At 70.2% G+C, this 15,764-nt stretch carries 17 protein-coding genes; 15 read left to right on the forward strand and 2 right to left on the reverse strand.

Going from position 1 to position 15,764, the window contains the following annotated elements:
• The first annotated feature begins 79 nt into the window (after positions 1-79).
• The 3 genes from BX283_RS40285 to BX283_RS00610 are packed head-to-tail and all read left to right on the forward strand — an operon-like array spanning position 80 to position 2,442.
• Entirely contained in the window at positions 80-226 is a 147-nt protein-coding gene (locus BX283_RS40285; RefSeq protein ID WP_180356977.1) for a hypothetical protein, read from the forward strand.
• 51 nt (positions 227-277) lie between these two features.
• Positions 278-1,282 carry a methyltransferase domain-containing protein gene (locus BX283_RS00605; RefSeq protein ID WP_257581595.1) on the forward strand — a complete coding sequence of 335 codons (1,005 nt, stop codon included), beginning with the start codon at positions 278-280 and terminating at the stop codon, positions 1,280-1,282.
• 2 nt (positions 1,283-1,284) lie between these two features.
• Positions 1,285-2,442, forward strand: coding sequence for a methyltransferase domain-containing protein (locus BX283_RS00610; RefSeq protein ID WP_101385735.1), 1,158 nt, complete (start codon positions 1,285-1,287; stop codon positions 2,440-2,442).
• Positions 2,443-2,658: 216 nt separating this feature from the next.
• Here the strand turns inward: BX283_RS00610 and BX283_RS00615 are convergent, their stop codons facing one another.
• A complete protein-coding gene (locus tag BX283_RS00615) occupies positions 2,659-3,564 on the reverse strand; it encodes a phosphotransferase family protein (protein ID WP_101385736.1) in 906 nt (301 codons plus the stop codon).
• A gap of 33 nt (positions 3,565-3,597) precedes the next feature.
• Positions 3,598-4,896 carry a helix-turn-helix transcriptional regulator gene (locus tag BX283_RS00620; protein ID WP_257581598.1) on the reverse strand — a complete coding sequence of 433 codons (1,299 nt, stop codon included), beginning with the start codon at positions 4,894-4,896 and terminating at the stop codon, positions 3,598-3,600.
• Positions 4,897-5,323: 427 nt separating this feature from the next.
• Here BX283_RS00620 and BX283_RS00625 point away from each other — a divergent pair, with 427 nt between their 5' ends.
• The 12 genes from BX283_RS00625 to BX283_RS00685 all read left to right on the forward strand — a co-directional run bounded on the left by BX283_RS00625 (position 5,324) and on the right by BX283_RS00685 (position 15,764).
• Positions 5,324-6,091, forward strand: a complete 768-nt coding sequence (locus tag BX283_RS00625) for a hypothetical protein (RefSeq protein WP_101385737.1) — start codon at positions 5,324-5,326, stop codon at positions 6,089-6,091.
• Positions 6,088-6,633 carry an ATP-binding protein gene (locus BX283_RS00630; RefSeq protein ID WP_180356978.1) on the forward strand — a complete coding sequence of 182 codons (546 nt, stop codon included), beginning with the start codon at positions 6,088-6,090 and terminating at the stop codon, positions 6,631-6,633. Before BX283_RS00625 ends, BX283_RS00630 begins: the two co-directional genes overlap by 4 nt.
• A complete protein-coding gene (locus tag BX283_RS00635; RefSeq protein ID WP_101385739.1) occupies positions 6,630-7,274 on the forward strand; it encodes a hypothetical protein in 645 nt (214 codons plus the stop codon). The genes BX283_RS00630 and BX283_RS00635 overlap by 4 nt, the downstream gene beginning before the upstream one ends.
• 15 nt (positions 7,275-7,289) lie before the next feature.
• Positions 7,290-7,526, forward strand: a complete 237-nt coding sequence (locus BX283_RS00640; RefSeq protein WP_143676315.1) for a hypothetical protein — start codon at positions 7,290-7,292, stop codon at positions 7,524-7,526.
• Between the two features lie 57 nt (positions 7,527-7,583).
• Positions 7,584-8,072, forward strand: coding sequence for a hypothetical protein (locus tag BX283_RS00645; protein ID WP_101385741.1), 489 nt, complete (start codon positions 7,584-7,586; stop codon positions 8,070-8,072).
• Positions 8,073-8,131: 59 nt separating this feature from the next.
• On the forward strand, positions 8,132-8,749 hold the full coding sequence (locus BX283_RS00650; RefSeq protein ID WP_143676316.1) for a hypothetical protein: 618 nt from the start codon (positions 8,132-8,134) through the stop codon (positions 8,747-8,749).
• A 342-nt stretch (positions 8,750-9,091) separates the two neighbouring features.
• Positions 9,092-9,706: a hypothetical protein gene (locus tag BX283_RS00660; RefSeq protein ID WP_101385744.1), complete on the forward strand. Its 615-nt coding sequence runs from the start codon at positions 9,092-9,094 to the stop codon at positions 9,704-9,706.
• Positions 9,706-10,782, forward strand: a complete 1,077-nt coding sequence (locus BX283_RS00665) for a hypothetical protein (RefSeq protein WP_101392058.1) — start codon at positions 9,706-9,708, stop codon at positions 10,780-10,782. Before BX283_RS00660 ends, BX283_RS00665 begins: the two co-directional genes overlap by 1 nt.
• A 70-nt stretch (positions 10,783-10,852) precedes the next feature.
• On the forward strand, positions 10,853-12,370 hold the full coding sequence (locus tag BX283_RS00670; RefSeq protein WP_373979514.1) for an amino acid permease: 1,518 nt from the start codon (positions 10,853-10,855) through the stop codon (positions 12,368-12,370).
• Entirely contained in the window at positions 12,371-13,825 is a 1,455-nt protein-coding gene (locus tag BX283_RS00675) for a glutamine synthetase family protein (protein ID WP_101385746.1), read from the forward strand.
• A gap of 66 nt (positions 13,826-13,891) precedes the next feature.
• Complete coding sequence (locus BX283_RS00680; protein WP_101385747.1) at positions 13,892-14,728, forward strand: sugar phosphate isomerase/epimerase; 837 nt, start codon at positions 13,892-13,894, stop codon at positions 14,726-14,728.
• Between the two features lie 157 nt (positions 14,729-14,885).
• The gene (locus BX283_RS00685; RefSeq protein WP_180356979.1) at positions 14,886-15,764 is read left to right on the forward strand and encodes an SAM-dependent methyltransferase; all 879 of its coding nucleotides are present in this window, start codon (positions 14,886-14,888) and stop codon (positions 15,762-15,764) included.

The raw sequence follows: 15,764 nt of genomic DNA on the forward strand, positions 1-15,764 counted from the left end.
TCAAGCTCCGTGGGGCGACGGTAGGGAATCGACACTTCGACATCGAGGACCACATTCACCCCGAGGGGAAATGGTCAGCGTGAGTGGGCGGACGAACGGCAACTCGGGAAGCGATCAGAGCGAGGAAAACGACATCCCGGACACCGGGCAGAGCGACAGACACACCGGGCAGAACGGCAGCAGCGGCGACGACCAGATGGGCGGCGGTGCGCCCAGCAGCAAGTAGCTGAGAAGGGCGCAGATTCGGATGGACCGACAGCAGCTCATACAGCAGTGCATGGCTGAGATCGACACATACAAGGGCGGCTACTTCCACAGCCGGCCGTGGCTGCGGGCCGCGTTTGAGTCCGTCCCCCGGGAGCACTTCACACCCGACCGGGTCTGGGTGCCCGACCGGGATCAGCAGCGTCTCTTTCCCGTGCTGGACCGCACCGTGGACCCTCAGCAGTGGCTGGAGGCCGTCTACAGCCCGGAGACGGCGCTGATCACCCAGATCGAGGACGGCAAGGTCCGCCCCGAGAACGGGCCCGCCAGCTCAGGCGAGTTCACGTCGTCGATCTCGTGCCCGGCGGTCGTCGTGAATATGCTGCACCACCTGAACCCGCAGCCCGGCGAGAAGATTCTGGAGATCGGCACCGGCTCCGGCTACAACACCGCGCTGCTCGCCTGGAGGGTGGGAGCAGCGAACGTGGTGAGCATTGAGATCGACCCCGACATCGCTCAGAGTGCGAGGGCGAATCTGGAGGCCCTGGCCAGCCCGGTGCCGACCCTCGCGGTGGGCGACGGCGAACACGGCTATCCGCACCGGGCACCGTTCGACCGCGTGATCTCGACCGCATGCGTCCGCAAGATCCCGCCCACCTGGGTGCAACAGGTCAGACCCGGCGGAGTGATTCTCACGCCGGTGACCACCCCGTTCGGGTCCGACGCCATCGCGGTCCTCACCCGCCACGAGGGCGGCACCGCCCGCGGGCCGCTGGTCGCCGCCGTCGACTTCATGCTGGTGCGGGGCCAGCGCAGCCGCTCCCCCTGGAGCACCCTGGGCTGGCCCCGCCTGCCCGACTTCGAACTCACCGCCGCACCTGACGGCCAGACGATCCGCCAGTACACCACGGCGGCCAGCCACAACGAGAACCGCTGTCACGACGAGAGGAACAGGCTCATGGGAGATCACAGCAAGCCGCAGCCGGCCGAGGAGCCCAAGGGGCCGCCGGACAACACCGACGGGCAGAGCACGACCGTCGGGGGCGGGGACTCCGGCACGCACCGCAAGGACAAGTAGCCGTGGCCGACGACCTCTATGGCCCGTTCCGTCAGCAGCTTACCGAGCTGCTGACGGAGCGGGGCCTGCTCGACGACGCCTGGCTCGCCGCAGCCTTCGCGAAAGTCCCGCGCCACTGGTACGTCCCGGACCGGGTCTGGGTCCGAGACGGGGAGCGGTGGTACCCCACCGGGCGGCAGGCCGATCCCCGGCACTGGGCGGAGCTCGTCTACCACCCCACGGAGGCGGTGGTGACCCAGGTCGACGACGGTCAGGAGGCCGCCGACGGCAGCGGGCTGGTTCCCACCAGCTCGATCAGCTCGTCCGGGGCGGTGTTGAACATGCTGCGCTCCCTGGACCCCCAGCCCGGGCAGCGCGTGCTGGAGATCGGTACCGGTACCGGCTACAACGCGGCCTTGCTGTGTGAGCGGGTCGGCGACCAGAACGTCGTGTCCGTCGAGATCGACCCCGCTCTCGCCGCCTGGGCGCGTGAGCGGTTGAACGCTGCCAGGTACAGGCCGACCCTGGTGACGGGGGACGGCGAACTCGGCTACTCCGACCTGGCGCCGTACGACCGGATCATCGCCACCGCTTCTGTGCGCCATGTGCCGCCTGCCTGGCTGGACCAGGTCGCCGACGGCGGGGAGCTGGTCGTTCCGTGGCTGCCCAACGACCGGGCTCTGGGGCTGATGTGGCTACGCAAAGGCGGCCCTCACCAGGCCCGAGGCTATATCCACGGTCTGGAGACCTTCATGGCTGTGCGCGGGCAGCGCCACGAACGCCTGGACGTATCCGCACTGTGGAAGGCCACCGGGGACCAGGGCGTCACCACCAGCGACCACCTGGACCTGGCTGACGTCGACGGCCACGGAGAGTTCCTCCTGGCGGCGGCCCTGCCCGGGGTGACCTGTGTGCGCCAGGACGATGGCTGGTTCATCGTCACCGCCGACCGGAAATCCTGGATCAGGACGCACGCCGAGAGCACCACATCGTTCGGCGAGCGGGATCTCGTCCCGGAGATCACCGCAGCGCTGTCGTGGTGGCGCGAGCGGAACCGGCCCCGCTACCACGACTTCGGCGTGACCATCACCCTCACCGACAGCCTAAGCACCCAGGTGATCTGGCACGACCATGAGGACGACCCCGTCCCGGTCTCCACCGGAGCCGCCGACTCTCCCTGAACCCGCCGCCGCTACTCACCACCTCGTTCACCAGCCGTGCCCACCCGTATCGGAGGCATTCCCATGCCCATCCTCGTGACCCGCTTCGCCGTTGCCGGGGGGGACGAAAGCGTGTCTGGCGCTTCAAGTGCCAGGCCTGCTCCGGAATGGGCGGCAACACCTCCGGCCGCCGCCCGGCCCTTGTTCTGGTGTGACGGTTCAGGGATGTGTGAGGTGTTAGAGGATGTTCCAGGCAAGGGTGTGGTCCTGGCGCTGGAGCGCTGCGATGCGTCGTTCGACCTCGTGTTGGCTGCTGGGGGCCTGGGGGACTTTCCGGGCGTTGGTTGTGATCATGCGCAGTTCCCGGATCGCGGCCAGGGTCGGGTAGCCGGGCCACTTGGTGACGTCGAAGCCGTAGGCGTCGGCGAAGGCCTGGTAGTGCTGCTGGCCGTGGCCGAAGCGCCGGCAGTGGATCTCGACGGTGACCAGGTCCCACTCCGGCTGGCCGTGCGTGACAGTGTCCCAGTCGCAGAGCACGGCGGTGCCGTGGCCGGTATGGAGGGCGTTGCGGTGCTGGGGGTCTCCTTGGAGGACGCCGTCGGCAAGGACGAAGTCCACAGTCGCCAGGGCGTCCGCGAGCTCGTCGGCGCGGTCGTTCAGGAGGTCGAGTGTGGGCTTGTCCAGCCAGCTGGTGGCGGTGAGCGAGCGGCGGATCGCGGCGAGATTGTCGTGGCGCGGAAGGGCGAAGGGCGGGGCGGGCAGCCGGTGCAGGGCCTGCAGCGGGGCGGCCAGCTGTGCGGCGGTGACGGGCTGCGGGGGCTGGTGGAGGTAGCGCCAGAAGGTGACGGCGTGGCCGTCGATGATGACGGGCTGGTCCGCGGGGTGCAGGGCGACGGTGGGGAAGCCCAGGTCCATGAGGTAGCGGACGAAGGCGATGGTGCGGGTGACGTCTTCGGCGCGGGTCCCGCGTCGGGCGATTTTAACGACGGTCTGTTCGCGCTCCAGGAGGATCACTGCGTTGGTGTGGCCTCGCAGCAGGCGGGCGTCACCGTGTTCAAGGCCGACGGTCGCGCAGGCTTGTCGCAGGACTTGGTCCATCTCGGAGTTGTCGAATCCGCCGGGAGCCATCACCACGTGAGTCATGGGCTCCACACTCGCCGAGCGGGGGTGCGCCTGTCACGCGGATCCGGGAGCCGGTGCGAGGATCTCCTTCAGTTCGCGGGCCGGGCGGCCCCACTGCGCGCCGGGCGGGAGTGCTGCGAGGATCTCGCGGGCTCGCTGTTGCACGATGAGGGTGCGGTGTTCCGCGGCGATCCCCAGGAAGGTGGCGGCGGCCAGTTCGCAGGCGTCGGTGGGGCTGCCCTCCTTGACGAGACAGAGCGCTGCCTCGAAGTGCAGCAGGGCGGGGTCGATGCCGGTGCGGCCCGGGTAGAGGCGCAGCGCCATCTCCTGGACGCGGCGGGCCTCGCTAGTGCGGCCCAGCGCGGTGAGTGTTCCGCTCTCATAGAGACGAAAGCGCCGTTCGGGAAAGGCGAAAGCGTCGGTCTCGGCAGCGTGTTCTTCCCGGCTGTCATCGAAAGCGCTCAGCGCATCGCGCAGGGCACCTGCGGCGGCGCGACTATCACGCAGCTTGGCCAGGGCACGTGCCTCCGCTACGGCTGCAAATGCAGTCGTGCGCACCGGTCGTCCGTGCAGAATGGCCCGTGCCTGGCGGGCCAGTCTGACCGCCTCCTCCACGGGACCGTAGTAGAACGGCAGCATGGCTGCCTGCACCCGCACTCTGGCTTTCAGTTCGGCGGTGCCACTGTCATCAGCGGCGATCCGTGCGGTGTGGTACCAGCTCTGGGACCGGCTCAGCTGCCCCAGCTTCATCAGCGCGTCGGCAACGAGAGTGGCGAGTATCGCCATGAGCTCGGACAGGCGCACCTGCACCGCCGCGCACTGGCGGTGCGCGGCCATCGCTTCGACCTCGACGAGGTGCTCGCAGAGCACGCTGATCATCTGTCGCGGCGGGGTGTAGACATAGCGCTGCCGGGCCCGGAAGACCTGCTCTTCGAGGACCGCCAGCTGCGCTGGTCCCACGGACCCCGTAGCCAGGGTGCGGTCGACCGAACGGCGCACCGCATCGACATCCCATTCCAAGGGATCACCTGCCGCGCCTGCGGCCACCTCCACCGCGCGCTGGGCTTCCCTGCCCCGCAATACGATCGCCGGACCGGCTTTGAGCAGCCCCAGGTCGGCGGCGCTGGCCCCGTACAGCTCGCACAGCAGGGCAAGGGTCGCCGCGCGGGGCTGGCGCCCGGTCTCCCAGCGCCCCAGTTGGTCGGCGTCGGCACGGGGAGCTTCCGCGCGCGCCTGGCCCAGCAGGTTCAGTTCGCGGGCAGCCTCATGGAGCGTGAGCCCCCGGGCCAACCTGTGAGCACGCAGTATCGACACGGCGCAATGCTCGTGAATGGCCCGGGCGATCACGGCCACGGCCTCTCCCCGGGCGAGAGCTTCCTGCCGGATACGCCGCGCACAGGAGGGACCGTGCGCTTTCGTTCCCATCACTACCTCCCAGCCGCCGTCAGGACCGTCACAACACTAGTGATGCTTCGTCAAAGGGCGTCAAAAAACAGTGACTTGCCACCAGTGGCTGACCGTTCAAAGTCACTGTCAGACGTCGAAGTGGCGGATCAGTCAACTGCCCGATTGCCCGTCGGCTTCCACGCCGCGAGCCTGGGCCGCTCACCGACGACATCGCGCAGGCGAAGCCCCGTATACACCGTGGCTTTCGCGAAACGGCGCAACGCACCACCCGTTGGGCTTCTGACTCCTTGAGTCGTTCGCAGCCCGGCACCAACCAGACCACCCCACCGGCCATTCCTCAGCCAGCCTCCCGACCACCCCTCGTGGAGTTGTGATGCTCACCCTGCCGTCTGATCGCCCGGACATCCTGCGGCGCACCCCCGGCGCCACCGGCGCCGCACCTGCTCCGGCGTGGGACGCCAAGAGCCCCACCACTGCCATGCTGCACCGCGTACTGGGGGCACTGCGCGGCTCCGCGCGTGCCGACATCGCGGCCCAGCTCCGGCCGGTCCTGGATGCCGCCATCGACAAGGTCAGCGGCTTCCCCTCCCCACACGCGAGGGATGCGGCAGCCGCGGCGCGGGCGGCGCTGGAACGTCCGGCACGCGCACAGGAACTCGGGGTGCTGACCGAGGCAGCCGCAGCCCTGGAGCCTTTCCTCCTTGACGCCGGCTACGTACCCACGCCGCCGACCCGTATCGACCGCGCAGCGGTCTATGCCCAGTTCACGGCGGTCGACCCACCACGCGTCCGGGACCGGCTGAACCAGCTCTACCTCACCTGCGCACGCAACGACGGCGAGGTGAGAGTCGATGCCTACGACGTGTGCGAGCCGACCCTGCCGCTCGGCGAGCGTCCCCAGTGGCACCAGCGCATCCTGCCTGACCTGGAGAGCGGATCGCTCAGGATGCTAGTGGTCTGGCGCCGCGGCGACCTTCTCTCCCCCACCGAATTCCCCAACGGCGCGGCGTACGAGGGGGCCTGGAGCTACATGGCTGCCTGGTTCGCCGCGCATCAGGTGCGCCTGGTCTTCCGCAATCGCGATGAGGCGCCGACCCAGACCGATCACGCCCCCGCTCTCCCTGAAGGGCCCTGCTCGTGAATCCCCCCACCTCGCTCGCGGTCCCTGCCCTTGCCCTTGCCCGCAGCATCCCCCTGACCGGTGCGGCCTTCCCGTGGGAAGAGCGCGAGGGCGGCTCCCTCGGCGCCTTACCTGGGGATGCGGTGTGGTTCCAGCGCCAGAGCACATCGGAGCTGACCACACAGGACCGGCAGTGGCCGGGCTGCTGCCGCAGCATCTGCCAGGGTGTCCTGGAGCGCTGTGCCGCCAACGAAGAGGTGGAGCGCGCGCGACAGGTGGCCAGTGAACTGGTCACCAACGCGCTGGCGCACGGCGACGCCACCCGCCCCATCCGCATGGGGGTGTGGTGCCAGCGCACGGTGGTCCGGATCGACGTCACCAGCTTCTCCCTCCCCTGGAGCCCGCCGCCGATCGAAGGCGCTCTGGATCCGGATCGGGAGAGCGGGCGCGGGCTCTGGCTGGTCGGGATGTACGCGGACGACTGGGGTATCACCTCCACTGCCGACCGCACGACCGTCTGGTGCGACCTGTACCGCACGCGGAGCGCGAAGGCGGCCTCATGAACCCCCGCCTCGATGACCCAAGCACCGTACCCGCCGCGCTGTCGGCCCGCGATGGCGGGCAGCGCCTCTCGGGAGCCATAGCGACCAGCAAGTTGCGTGCTCTGACGGACGAGGACACCGGCGCGTCTGCGCCGAAGATCGCGGCGCGGGTGTTCACCGGCGACGAGAAGCGTGTGCTGCACCTGGTGGCTCAGGGGCGAAGCGGCCGCGAACTGGCCGATGGCGGGTTCTTTCCGACGGAGAAGTCGGCCGTGTTGAGCGTCGCGCAGCTGGGCCGCATCCTGAGCGGTGGCGCATACGTGCGGTGGTCCCGGATCGTGCACCTGGCCGTGAGCCAGCAGGTGGTGGCCATTGAGCCGGCGCCGCCGCTGGACCTGCCCACCTTCCAACTGGACCTGCTGCGCGCCTACGCGGCCGGCTCCTCACTGGAGGAGTACGTCCACCGGAGCAGCGGCGCGGTATCGCGGTGCGAGGCGCGGGAGTTGCGTTACCTGCTCTGCCACAGTCTGGGCGCTTCCGGTTCGGCGAACGCCGTCTACCTAGGCCACCTCCATGGCGCCCTGGACCACGACCCCGCCCCGCCGCTGCTGTTCGGGGCCATCAGCCTCCCCTGCCCTGTCCCGGCGGGTCGTGTGCCATGAATGCCCCCGCCTCCCGTGCCCGGACGTCTTGTGATCCTTCGGTCGCTCTTCCTCTGCGGCGTACTCCCCCTGTATGCCGTCCTGCTCGCTCTGGCTGTCCGTTCCGCGCGCCGCAGGCGGGCCTATCCGCCTCCCGCTCCGGCCTCAGACGTTCCGTTCCTGTGGATCTATCTGCGCGGCTGCGCGGGCTTCCCCTTGCTGTGGTTCGCCCTGCTCGGACTGACCTGGTTCTTCCCCGGCCGTCTGCCCTGACCGCTCGCCTGCCCCACCCCGATGCCCCGCTGTGCACGTCGACTTGTTGCTGGAGGAATGGTGCCTGCCCTGACGACCTCGCGGAAGCCCGCCCCGGGTCCGCTGCCCGCTGCGCTGCACACGGCGCGGCGCGCCGTACCCGGGGCGGCGGAGAGCGAGCTGGTGCTCGACCTCGGTCCTGAGTCGGTGCAGGTGGTGCTCACCCAGGCGGGTCCGTACTCCCGGCATGTCCTGGCGGCCGTAGAGGAGCGCTCGCCATCCGCCTCGCTCGCCGTCGTCGCCGAGCCTGGTCAGCTCTTCTGGGTCTGGCTCATCACGCCGGTCGCGGCGTGGGACGAGGACCCGGGGCGCACCTTCCGCTACGCCCAGGGCACCGTGATACTTCCGCCGCTCACCCGGACCGGGCCGCCCGGCGCCTACTGGGTCCGCACCCCCCACAGCCGCCTGGTGGACCCCGGTGTCCTGGCTGGGGCAGTGCGCGAGGCCGCGCGGGGGCAGTCCAGCCCTGTGCACGAGGTCGGACGTCTGACGGCGGAGGAGCGATGAACTCTGTGCCCGTTTCGGTGGTAGCGGTCCTGGGGCCGCCCGCTTCGGGGAAGGCCGCGGTGGCTACCGCACTCGCTACCCGCGGCGCGGCCGTGTTCCGTGTCCGCGAGGCCGCGCAACTCCTTGCCCGTACGGAGCCGATCATCGCCGGCGTGGTCGATGGCTGCCCCGACGGCTGGCTGCCCGACCTGCTGGCCCACGATCTGATGCGTACAGCGTTGGATACGGCCGTCGGCCGGGTGCTGGTGCTGGAGGGGTACCCCGGCACGACTGCGGCGGCGCGGTCCCTGCAGCTGTGTCTTAAGGCCCGGAGCCGACGGCTGAGTGTGATCGAGTTGACGGCCCGGCCCGGCATCCTGGCGGCCCGCCTTGCGCGCCGCCGGGTCTGCCCCGAAGGCCACCGGGCACCCGGCCGCTCGCATGCTCCCGGGCCTTCGGTGTCCGGGCCGGGCCGGTGCGGTGCGTGCGACGCGCCGCTGACGGTGCGGGACATCGACCGGGGCCCGCTGGCTGACGGGCGGCTCGCCCGCTACGCGGCGAACCAGGCGGGCATCCGGACCGCGCTCGAGGGTGACTCGACGGTGGCGTGGCACACCCTCACCGCCGACCCCGACTCCCCCGACCCGGCCTTTTGCGTAGTGAACCTGCTTGCCTGCGCTGAAGGGATGCTGCGGTGACGGCTTCGAACAGACTGCCCGGCTGCGAGATCTGGTGCACCCCCCGCGGCCAGGCCACGGCCTTGGACTCGCCGGACCGCGAATGGCCTCAGGCGTGCGCGCGGGTCGGTGTGGCGGCCCTTAAATCGTGGGGCCTTCAGGCCCTGTCCGACGACGTCACCCGCGTGACGGCGGAGCTGGGGGTCGACGCCGTGCAGCACGGTCGCGTGCCTGATCAGCGGCGACAGCGGCGAGCCAGGCCGCTCCTCCGTACGCCTGTCGCCCAGCACAGCACGGGCGGCAAGCGGTGAACGCACGCACGTGGCGGCACGCCATGCCCGCCCCTCGTTTCATGGAGTCCGCATGTATGTGATGCGTGTCCTCACCAGCGCTGATACACAGGCCGCCACCGCTCTGGTCCGCGAGCGCATCGGGGCCTTGGACGCCGAGAGGGCGGGCAGGGACGCGGGCGCCGTCACGCTGCGCATCGCCGGTTCCCTCGGCATGCGCCCCAGCCCCAGTGGCTGCGTGGCCGGTCTTTTCGACGACGGCGATCTGCTGGCCGTCCTCGTGCTGGCCCGCCACGGCAGCCCGGACGAGCGCGCCCTGGACGTGGTCGACGCCTACACCCACACCAGCATGCGGGCACTGCGTCTGGGGGTGTTGCTGTCGATGTGGGTCAGCGACCATGCCACCCGGCTCACCCCGCCCGCTTCCCGCGTGACCACGGTGGTCCATGATCCTCGTCTTGCCGCCTACCTGATCGAAATGTGCGCCTGGGAGCAGGAGCGGCACGTGCGCGATGCGGGCCGCCATGCGGTCTTCCTGCACCGGCCTGCCGAACAGCTGTGCAACCTGGACGTGCTGATCGGCACCGAAGCCGTGCTGGTCGACGCCTTGAGCGAGGCCGGCCCCGCCGGTGGTATCGAGCCCCGCCTGTCCGGGATTTCCTGTTCCGCCAGCGAGGGGCGGCGGTGATGGCGCGCCGCAGCCGTATCGGGGAGGAGAGCCTGGTCCCGGTCTATCACCCGGCCGGGTTCGACGTTCCGCTGCGTACCGCGCTGCAGGAGATGGAGGCGGCCCGCTGGGCGGCGATACGCGATCTCCTTGACGCCACCGGCAGCGACTGGGGGCTGCGCACCTCGCGCAGCCAGGTTCTGGCCGCGGCCGCGGCGCGCGCCAGCCACGACATCGTGGGGGCCTGGCTGGATGAGGAGCCGGACTGCACGGACGCGCACGTCATGCGGGCCCGGGTGCTGGTGCAGAGGGCGCTGGACGCCCACCACCGCGGACAGCCGCGTGCCCGCGCACTCGTCGAGGCGGCGCGGACCAGCTGTTACCAGGCGCATGTTTACGCCCCAGCGGACCCCGTGCCCTTAGTCGCCTGGCTGGCGCTCGGCGTGACGGACGTCCGCTTCCTCTACCGCGAGTTCTGGCTGCCACGCACTGATCCGATGCAGCCGCCAGAGACCAGTGACCCGATGCTGCCGCCGGGTCCCTGGGGCCTGTGGTCAGCCATCTGGGAGCGCCACCCCTACAACCGGGAGGCAGCGCACCAACTGCTGCGCTGCGCCAGCCGCCCCGGCACTGGAGCCCCGCCCATGGTTCTTGCCCGGTGGGTGACGTCCTGGGCGGACCCAGGTATGGGGGCTGCGCTGTTGATGCTGCCGCTGTACGCAGCTGTGGAGACCTTCCGGCAGTACGGCGAGAGCAGCCCGCTGCTGCGCCGCCAGTGGGCCGACTACCCAGTTCGGCGAGATGTGCTGAAAGCCGCAGACGGTGCGGATCTGCGTGCGGATCCCCACGTCTCCGTCTCCGACCTCAACTACCTTGCCCATGCCCTGTTCTCGGCCGGCGAGTACACGCGGGCCGCAGACGTTTTCGAGGTCCTGGGCTGCCACTTCACCCGCGCCCCGTGGGCCTACAACACCCTTGATCCGTCCCAGGACGCGCTGGCTGCCCACGAGTTTCTGCGGGTGCGCAGTATCTGCCTCAGCCCGGCCCGAACCGTCCGCGCACGTGATACCGCTCCACCCGGTCCCGCCCCGCCCTGACCTCTGCGCCTCTAATCCCCTCGGCTTCTCCCTTCCTTCCGCTCGTCCGTGTCCACTTCCCTGGAGGTTCCTGTTGCGCTCCCAGCCCTCGCCCGCTGCCAGAGCACGGCAACGCGATGACGACCGTCTGCGTGAACTCGGCTATACCCCTGAGCTGACCCGGCGTATGGGCCGGTTCGGCAACGCCGCGATCAGCTTCTCCGTGATCTCTGTCCTGTCCGGCTGTATGACGATGTACGGCTTCGCCATGGGCGCCGGGGGCCCCGCCGTCATGCTGTGGGGCTGGCTGGCTGTGGGCCTCATGGTCTGCTCCGTCGGGGCGGGGCTTGCCGAGGTGACCAGCGCCTATCCCACCAGCGGCGGCCTGTACTTCATGGCGGACCGCCTCGGCGGCAAAAAGTGGGGCTGGTACACCGGCTGGCTGAACCTGCTCGGTCTGCTGGGTGGGATCGCCGGGATCGACTTCGGCGCGGCTCTGTTCACCGGGGCCTATCTGAACCTGCAGACCGGTTTCACCCCCACCCCCGGCAAGATCATGGCCATCTACCTGGTGATCCTTGCCCTGCACGCGGTGCTCAATCTGTTCGGGGTTCGGCTCATATCCGTCCTCAACGGGATCAGCGTGTGGTGGCACCTGGCGGGCGTCGCCCTCATCGTGGGCGCCCTCACCCTCGCCCCCACCCGCCACCGCTCCCCGCACTACGCCTTCACCGAGTTCGTGAACACCACCGGCTGGTCCTCCAACGGCTACGTGGTGCTGCTCGGCCTGCTGCTGGCCCAGTACACCTTCTCCGGCTACGACGCCTCCGCGCATCTGTCGGAGGAGACCACCAATGCCGCCGAGGCCGCTCCGCGCGGCATCATGCGCGCCATCATCTGGTCCTGGGGCGCGGGCTTCGTCCTTTTGTGTGGCCTCACGTTCGCCATCCACGACTACGCGGCCGTCCAGAGCACGGCGCTGGGCGTGCCGCCCGCGCAGATCTTCCTCGACGCCCTCGGCCTCGGCTGGGCCAAGGCGCTGCTCCTGGTGGTGATCGCGGCCCAGCTGTTCTGCGGCAACGCCGAGACGGCCGCCTGCTCCCGGATGATTTTCGCGTTCTCCCGCGACAATGCCCTGCCCGGCTCTTCCCTGTGGCGCCGTGTCCACGCCCGTACCGGAACCCCCCGGGCGGCGGTGTGGCTGTCGGTCGCCGTCGCCGCCCTACTCGCCCTGCCCTACCTCTACAGCCCCACCGCTTACGGCGCGGTCGTCGCGATCAACGTCATCGGTATCACCCCCGCCTACGCCATCCCCATCTACCTGCGCCTGCGCAAGGGCCGCTCCTTCGAGCCGGGGCCGTGGAACCTGGGGTACTGGAGTGTGCCGGTCGGGATCATCGCGGTGGTGTGGGTGGCGTTCGTGACCGTCGTCTTCTGCCTGCCCCAGAGCCATCCCATCACCGTGGACACCTTCAACTACGCGCCCCTCGCGCTCCTCGCCGCGCTCACCCTGGCAGCCGTGTGGTGGCGGGTCGCGGGCAAGGACTACGAGCTGCCCCCAGTGGCCGCAAGCGGTGACCTCGCCAAGATCCAGGACGAGGTGGTCTGAATGCCGGATCTCTCCCGATCCCGCGAACGGGCCGAGCACCCGGGCGGCCCCACCCTCCCCTTTCCCCGGGCCAGCATGGCCGTACCGCCCCGGCCGCACGCCCACGCCGCGCCCCTGGAAGTTCTGAAGAAGGCCGTCAAGAACGGCAGTGTCGACACGGTGCTGTGCGCGGTGGTCGACCCGCACGGTCGCCTAGCGGGCAAGCGCTTCGACGCCCGGCACTTCCTGCGCCAAGTGGTGCCGCACGGCGCGGAGATGTGCGCCTACCTGCTGTCCAGCGCGATCGACATGAACCCCGCCCCTGCCGGCTCAGGGCTCGCGTCCATGGAGGGCGGATTCCCCGACTTCCATGTGATCCCTGACCTGTCGACCCTGCGGATCACCCCGTGGCTGCCGAAGGCTGCGATCGTTCTGGCCGACGCCATGAGCGAGCGCGGGGAACCGGCTGCGCTGAACCCGCGGGAGATCCTGGGCAACCAGCTCGCCCGCCTGGCTGCCCGCGGCCTGCACGCCAAAGCAGGTCTCGAGACGGAATTCGTCCTCTACCAGGGCACCTTCGCTTCCCCCCGCACGGTCGGCGGGCCCGAACTTGCGCCGCTGACCGCAGCGGGCGGCGACTACGGGCTGCACCAGCCCCCGATCGTCGCCCGCTACCTGCGCCGGCTGGAGCACGCCCTGGCCGGTGCGGGCATGCCCGTGGAGGCAGTCAAGGGCGAAGCGGCCGCTGGCCAGTTCGAGGTCACCCTCCCCTACCAAGACGCGCTGCGAGCCTGTGACCAGCATGTCGTGTTCAAACAGGCGGCCCAGACGCTGGCCCGCCAGGCCGGGGCAGAGGCTACGTTCATGGCCGCGCCACAGACCGGCGTGGGCAGCGGCCTGCACCTGCATGTATCCCTCCACCGCGCCGGCACCCCGGTGTTCACCCACGGCGACGGAGGCGTCCTCTCACCGACCGGCGAGCGGGCCATCGCCGGGCTGCTGGACATGCTGCGCGAGCTGGCCCTCCTCTACGCGCCGAACACCAACTCCTACAAACGCTACGTACCCGGCTCGTTCGCACCCACCCGCATGGTCTGGGGCGTCGACAACCGCACGTGCGCGGTGCGCGTCGTCGGCCACGGCCCGAGCCTCCGCGCCGAGGTCCGCGTCCCCGGCGCGGACGCCAACCCCTACCTGGCTCTGGCCGCGGTAATCGCCGCCATCGTCCACGGCCTGGAACACAACCTGGTCCCGCCGCCGCGCTGGCGAGGCAACACCCACACCGCACGCGACGAGCCCGCGCTGCCCGCCAGCCTGGAGGAGGCAATCCCGCTCCTCGAGCACAGCGCGGGCGCCGAGAAGGCCTTCGGGGAGGAGGTCGTCAGCGGCCTGCTCCACCTCGCCCAGGCTGAGCTGGACCATCAGCAGAGCACCGTGACCGACGTCGAACAGGCCCGCTGGTTCACCCACGCCTAGCCCCACTCGGCCCGTGCATCGCCCTCGGCCGGGCCGTCATCCAGTCTCTGACCAGCAAGGAATGTCATGAAGTTATGTCTGAACCGGGCCACCATCGCCGCCACCTTCCCGCACCCTCTGGTCGCGCGAACCGCGGCACAGTCCGGCTTCCGGTTCCTGGACATGCCCGCCGTGCAGTGGCTCAGCGCCCTGGACGACGACCCCGGCCTGCGCGCGGTGATCGCGGACGGGCTCACGCCCCTGCACAGCCCCTGGACCCTGAAGCTGGGCTGGGACGAGGACCGCTTCGAAGCCGGACTGCACACCGCTGCCGGGCAGATGGCGGCGATGTCCGCCTTCGGCAGCCGCAGCGGATCCTTGGTCCTGCCCCGCTTCACCACCAGGCGCACCCCACTGAGCACGGCTCAGCTCCAGGACCGGATCGGCCGCACCGGCGCCCTCGCCGCCCGCCACGGCCTCGACCTCGTCCTGAAGTTCATCGGCGTCGGCGCCCCCACCGACCAGGGCGTCCGCAGCCTGCCCGAGGCCCTCACCGTCGTGCAGGGCCTCGGCTACAACATCGGGATCCTCCTGGACACCTACCACTGGCACGCCAGCAACGGAACCCTCGCCCAGATCCACCAGATCCCACCCGGCATGCCCCTGCTCGTGCAGATCAGTGACGCCCCCGATCTCCCGCGCCCGCTGCTCACCAACGCGATGCGGACCCTGCCCGGCGACGGAGTGATCAACTGGCCGGACCTGTTGACCGCCTTGAACGAGCACGGCTATCACGGCCCGCTGTCGATCACCGTGAAACCGCGCCTGCACGGCCGGGACGTCATTGACGCTGTCCGCGCAGCCCATCAAGCCGGGCAGGCCGTGCTCGCTCATGTGCCCCTCGCCGAGGGAGCGGTGCGATGACCACGACTGCGACGAGGCCCTCTTCCCTACCCAGAGCCCCAGCGCGTATGGATCCGACGTGGGACCTGCACGCCGCCTGCCATCAGCCATCCGCGACTGCCTTCAGCGCTGTCGAAGCCTTCCGCTCAGGGTTCCCGATCGCAACGGGAGACGCAGGATGACGCTGTCCTTCCTGCCGCAGCCCGCCGCGCCCGTGCCCGACGGCCTGTTCACCCAGGCGAACTCAGCCCGGCTGACCGATTTCTGCCTGGGCGGGGGTGAGAACTACGCCGTCGACCGGACACTGGCCGCGGAGTTGTCACAAGTGGCGCCGTACTGGCGTCTGGCCGTCCTCAGCAGTCGTCTCCACGCCCTGCTGACGGTGGGGTTGCTGGCCCGGCACGGCATCCGGCAGTACCTCGACCTCGGCTGCGGCTTCCCCCCGACGAGGCGCCCGCAATCCCTGTCGGAGCAGCCGGTGTACGAACGGGTGCGGTGCCATCGGCCGGAAGCCGTGGTGGTGACGGTCGACAGCGACCCGGTCGTCGCCGCCCACGCGCGCGCCGCGGTATTCACCCCGCGTGGCGCTCCTCCGTTCGTGGCGGCCGACCTGCGCGACGTCGCCGCCCTAGAGCCCGTCCTGAACATGTTCGATCAGGACCGGCCGATCGCGGTGCTGCTGCACGACGTCCTTGCCTGGATCCCCGAGGACCAGGCCGTGCACGACCTGATGCGCGCGCTCCGGTGCCAGCTGCCGCCAGGCAGCGTCCTCTCTCTGACCCACGCCACCGCTGACCTGCACATCCAGTCCACCCGTGCGGCCGCAGCCGCCTACCGAAGCGCGCAGCTGACGTGGCGGCCCCGATCTGGCGCGGCCCTCACCGAGCTCCTGGGCGACTGGACGCTCCTTGGGCATCGCAGGCCGGTGCCCACCGCCCTGTGGCACCCGGCCCACCCCTTGGGCATCCTCGCGCCCTGGCAGTGCGGCGTCTACGCGCTGCTCGCCACCACCCCCCGCTCCCCTCTGCGGATCCTTGACCGCCCAGAGCGGCCATGA

The sequence above is a fragment of the Streptomyces sp. TLI_146 genome, from assembly GCF_002846415.1.
In the GTDB taxonomy this organism is placed as follows: Bacteria; Actinomycetota; Actinomycetes; order Streptomycetales; family Streptomycetaceae; genus Streptomyces.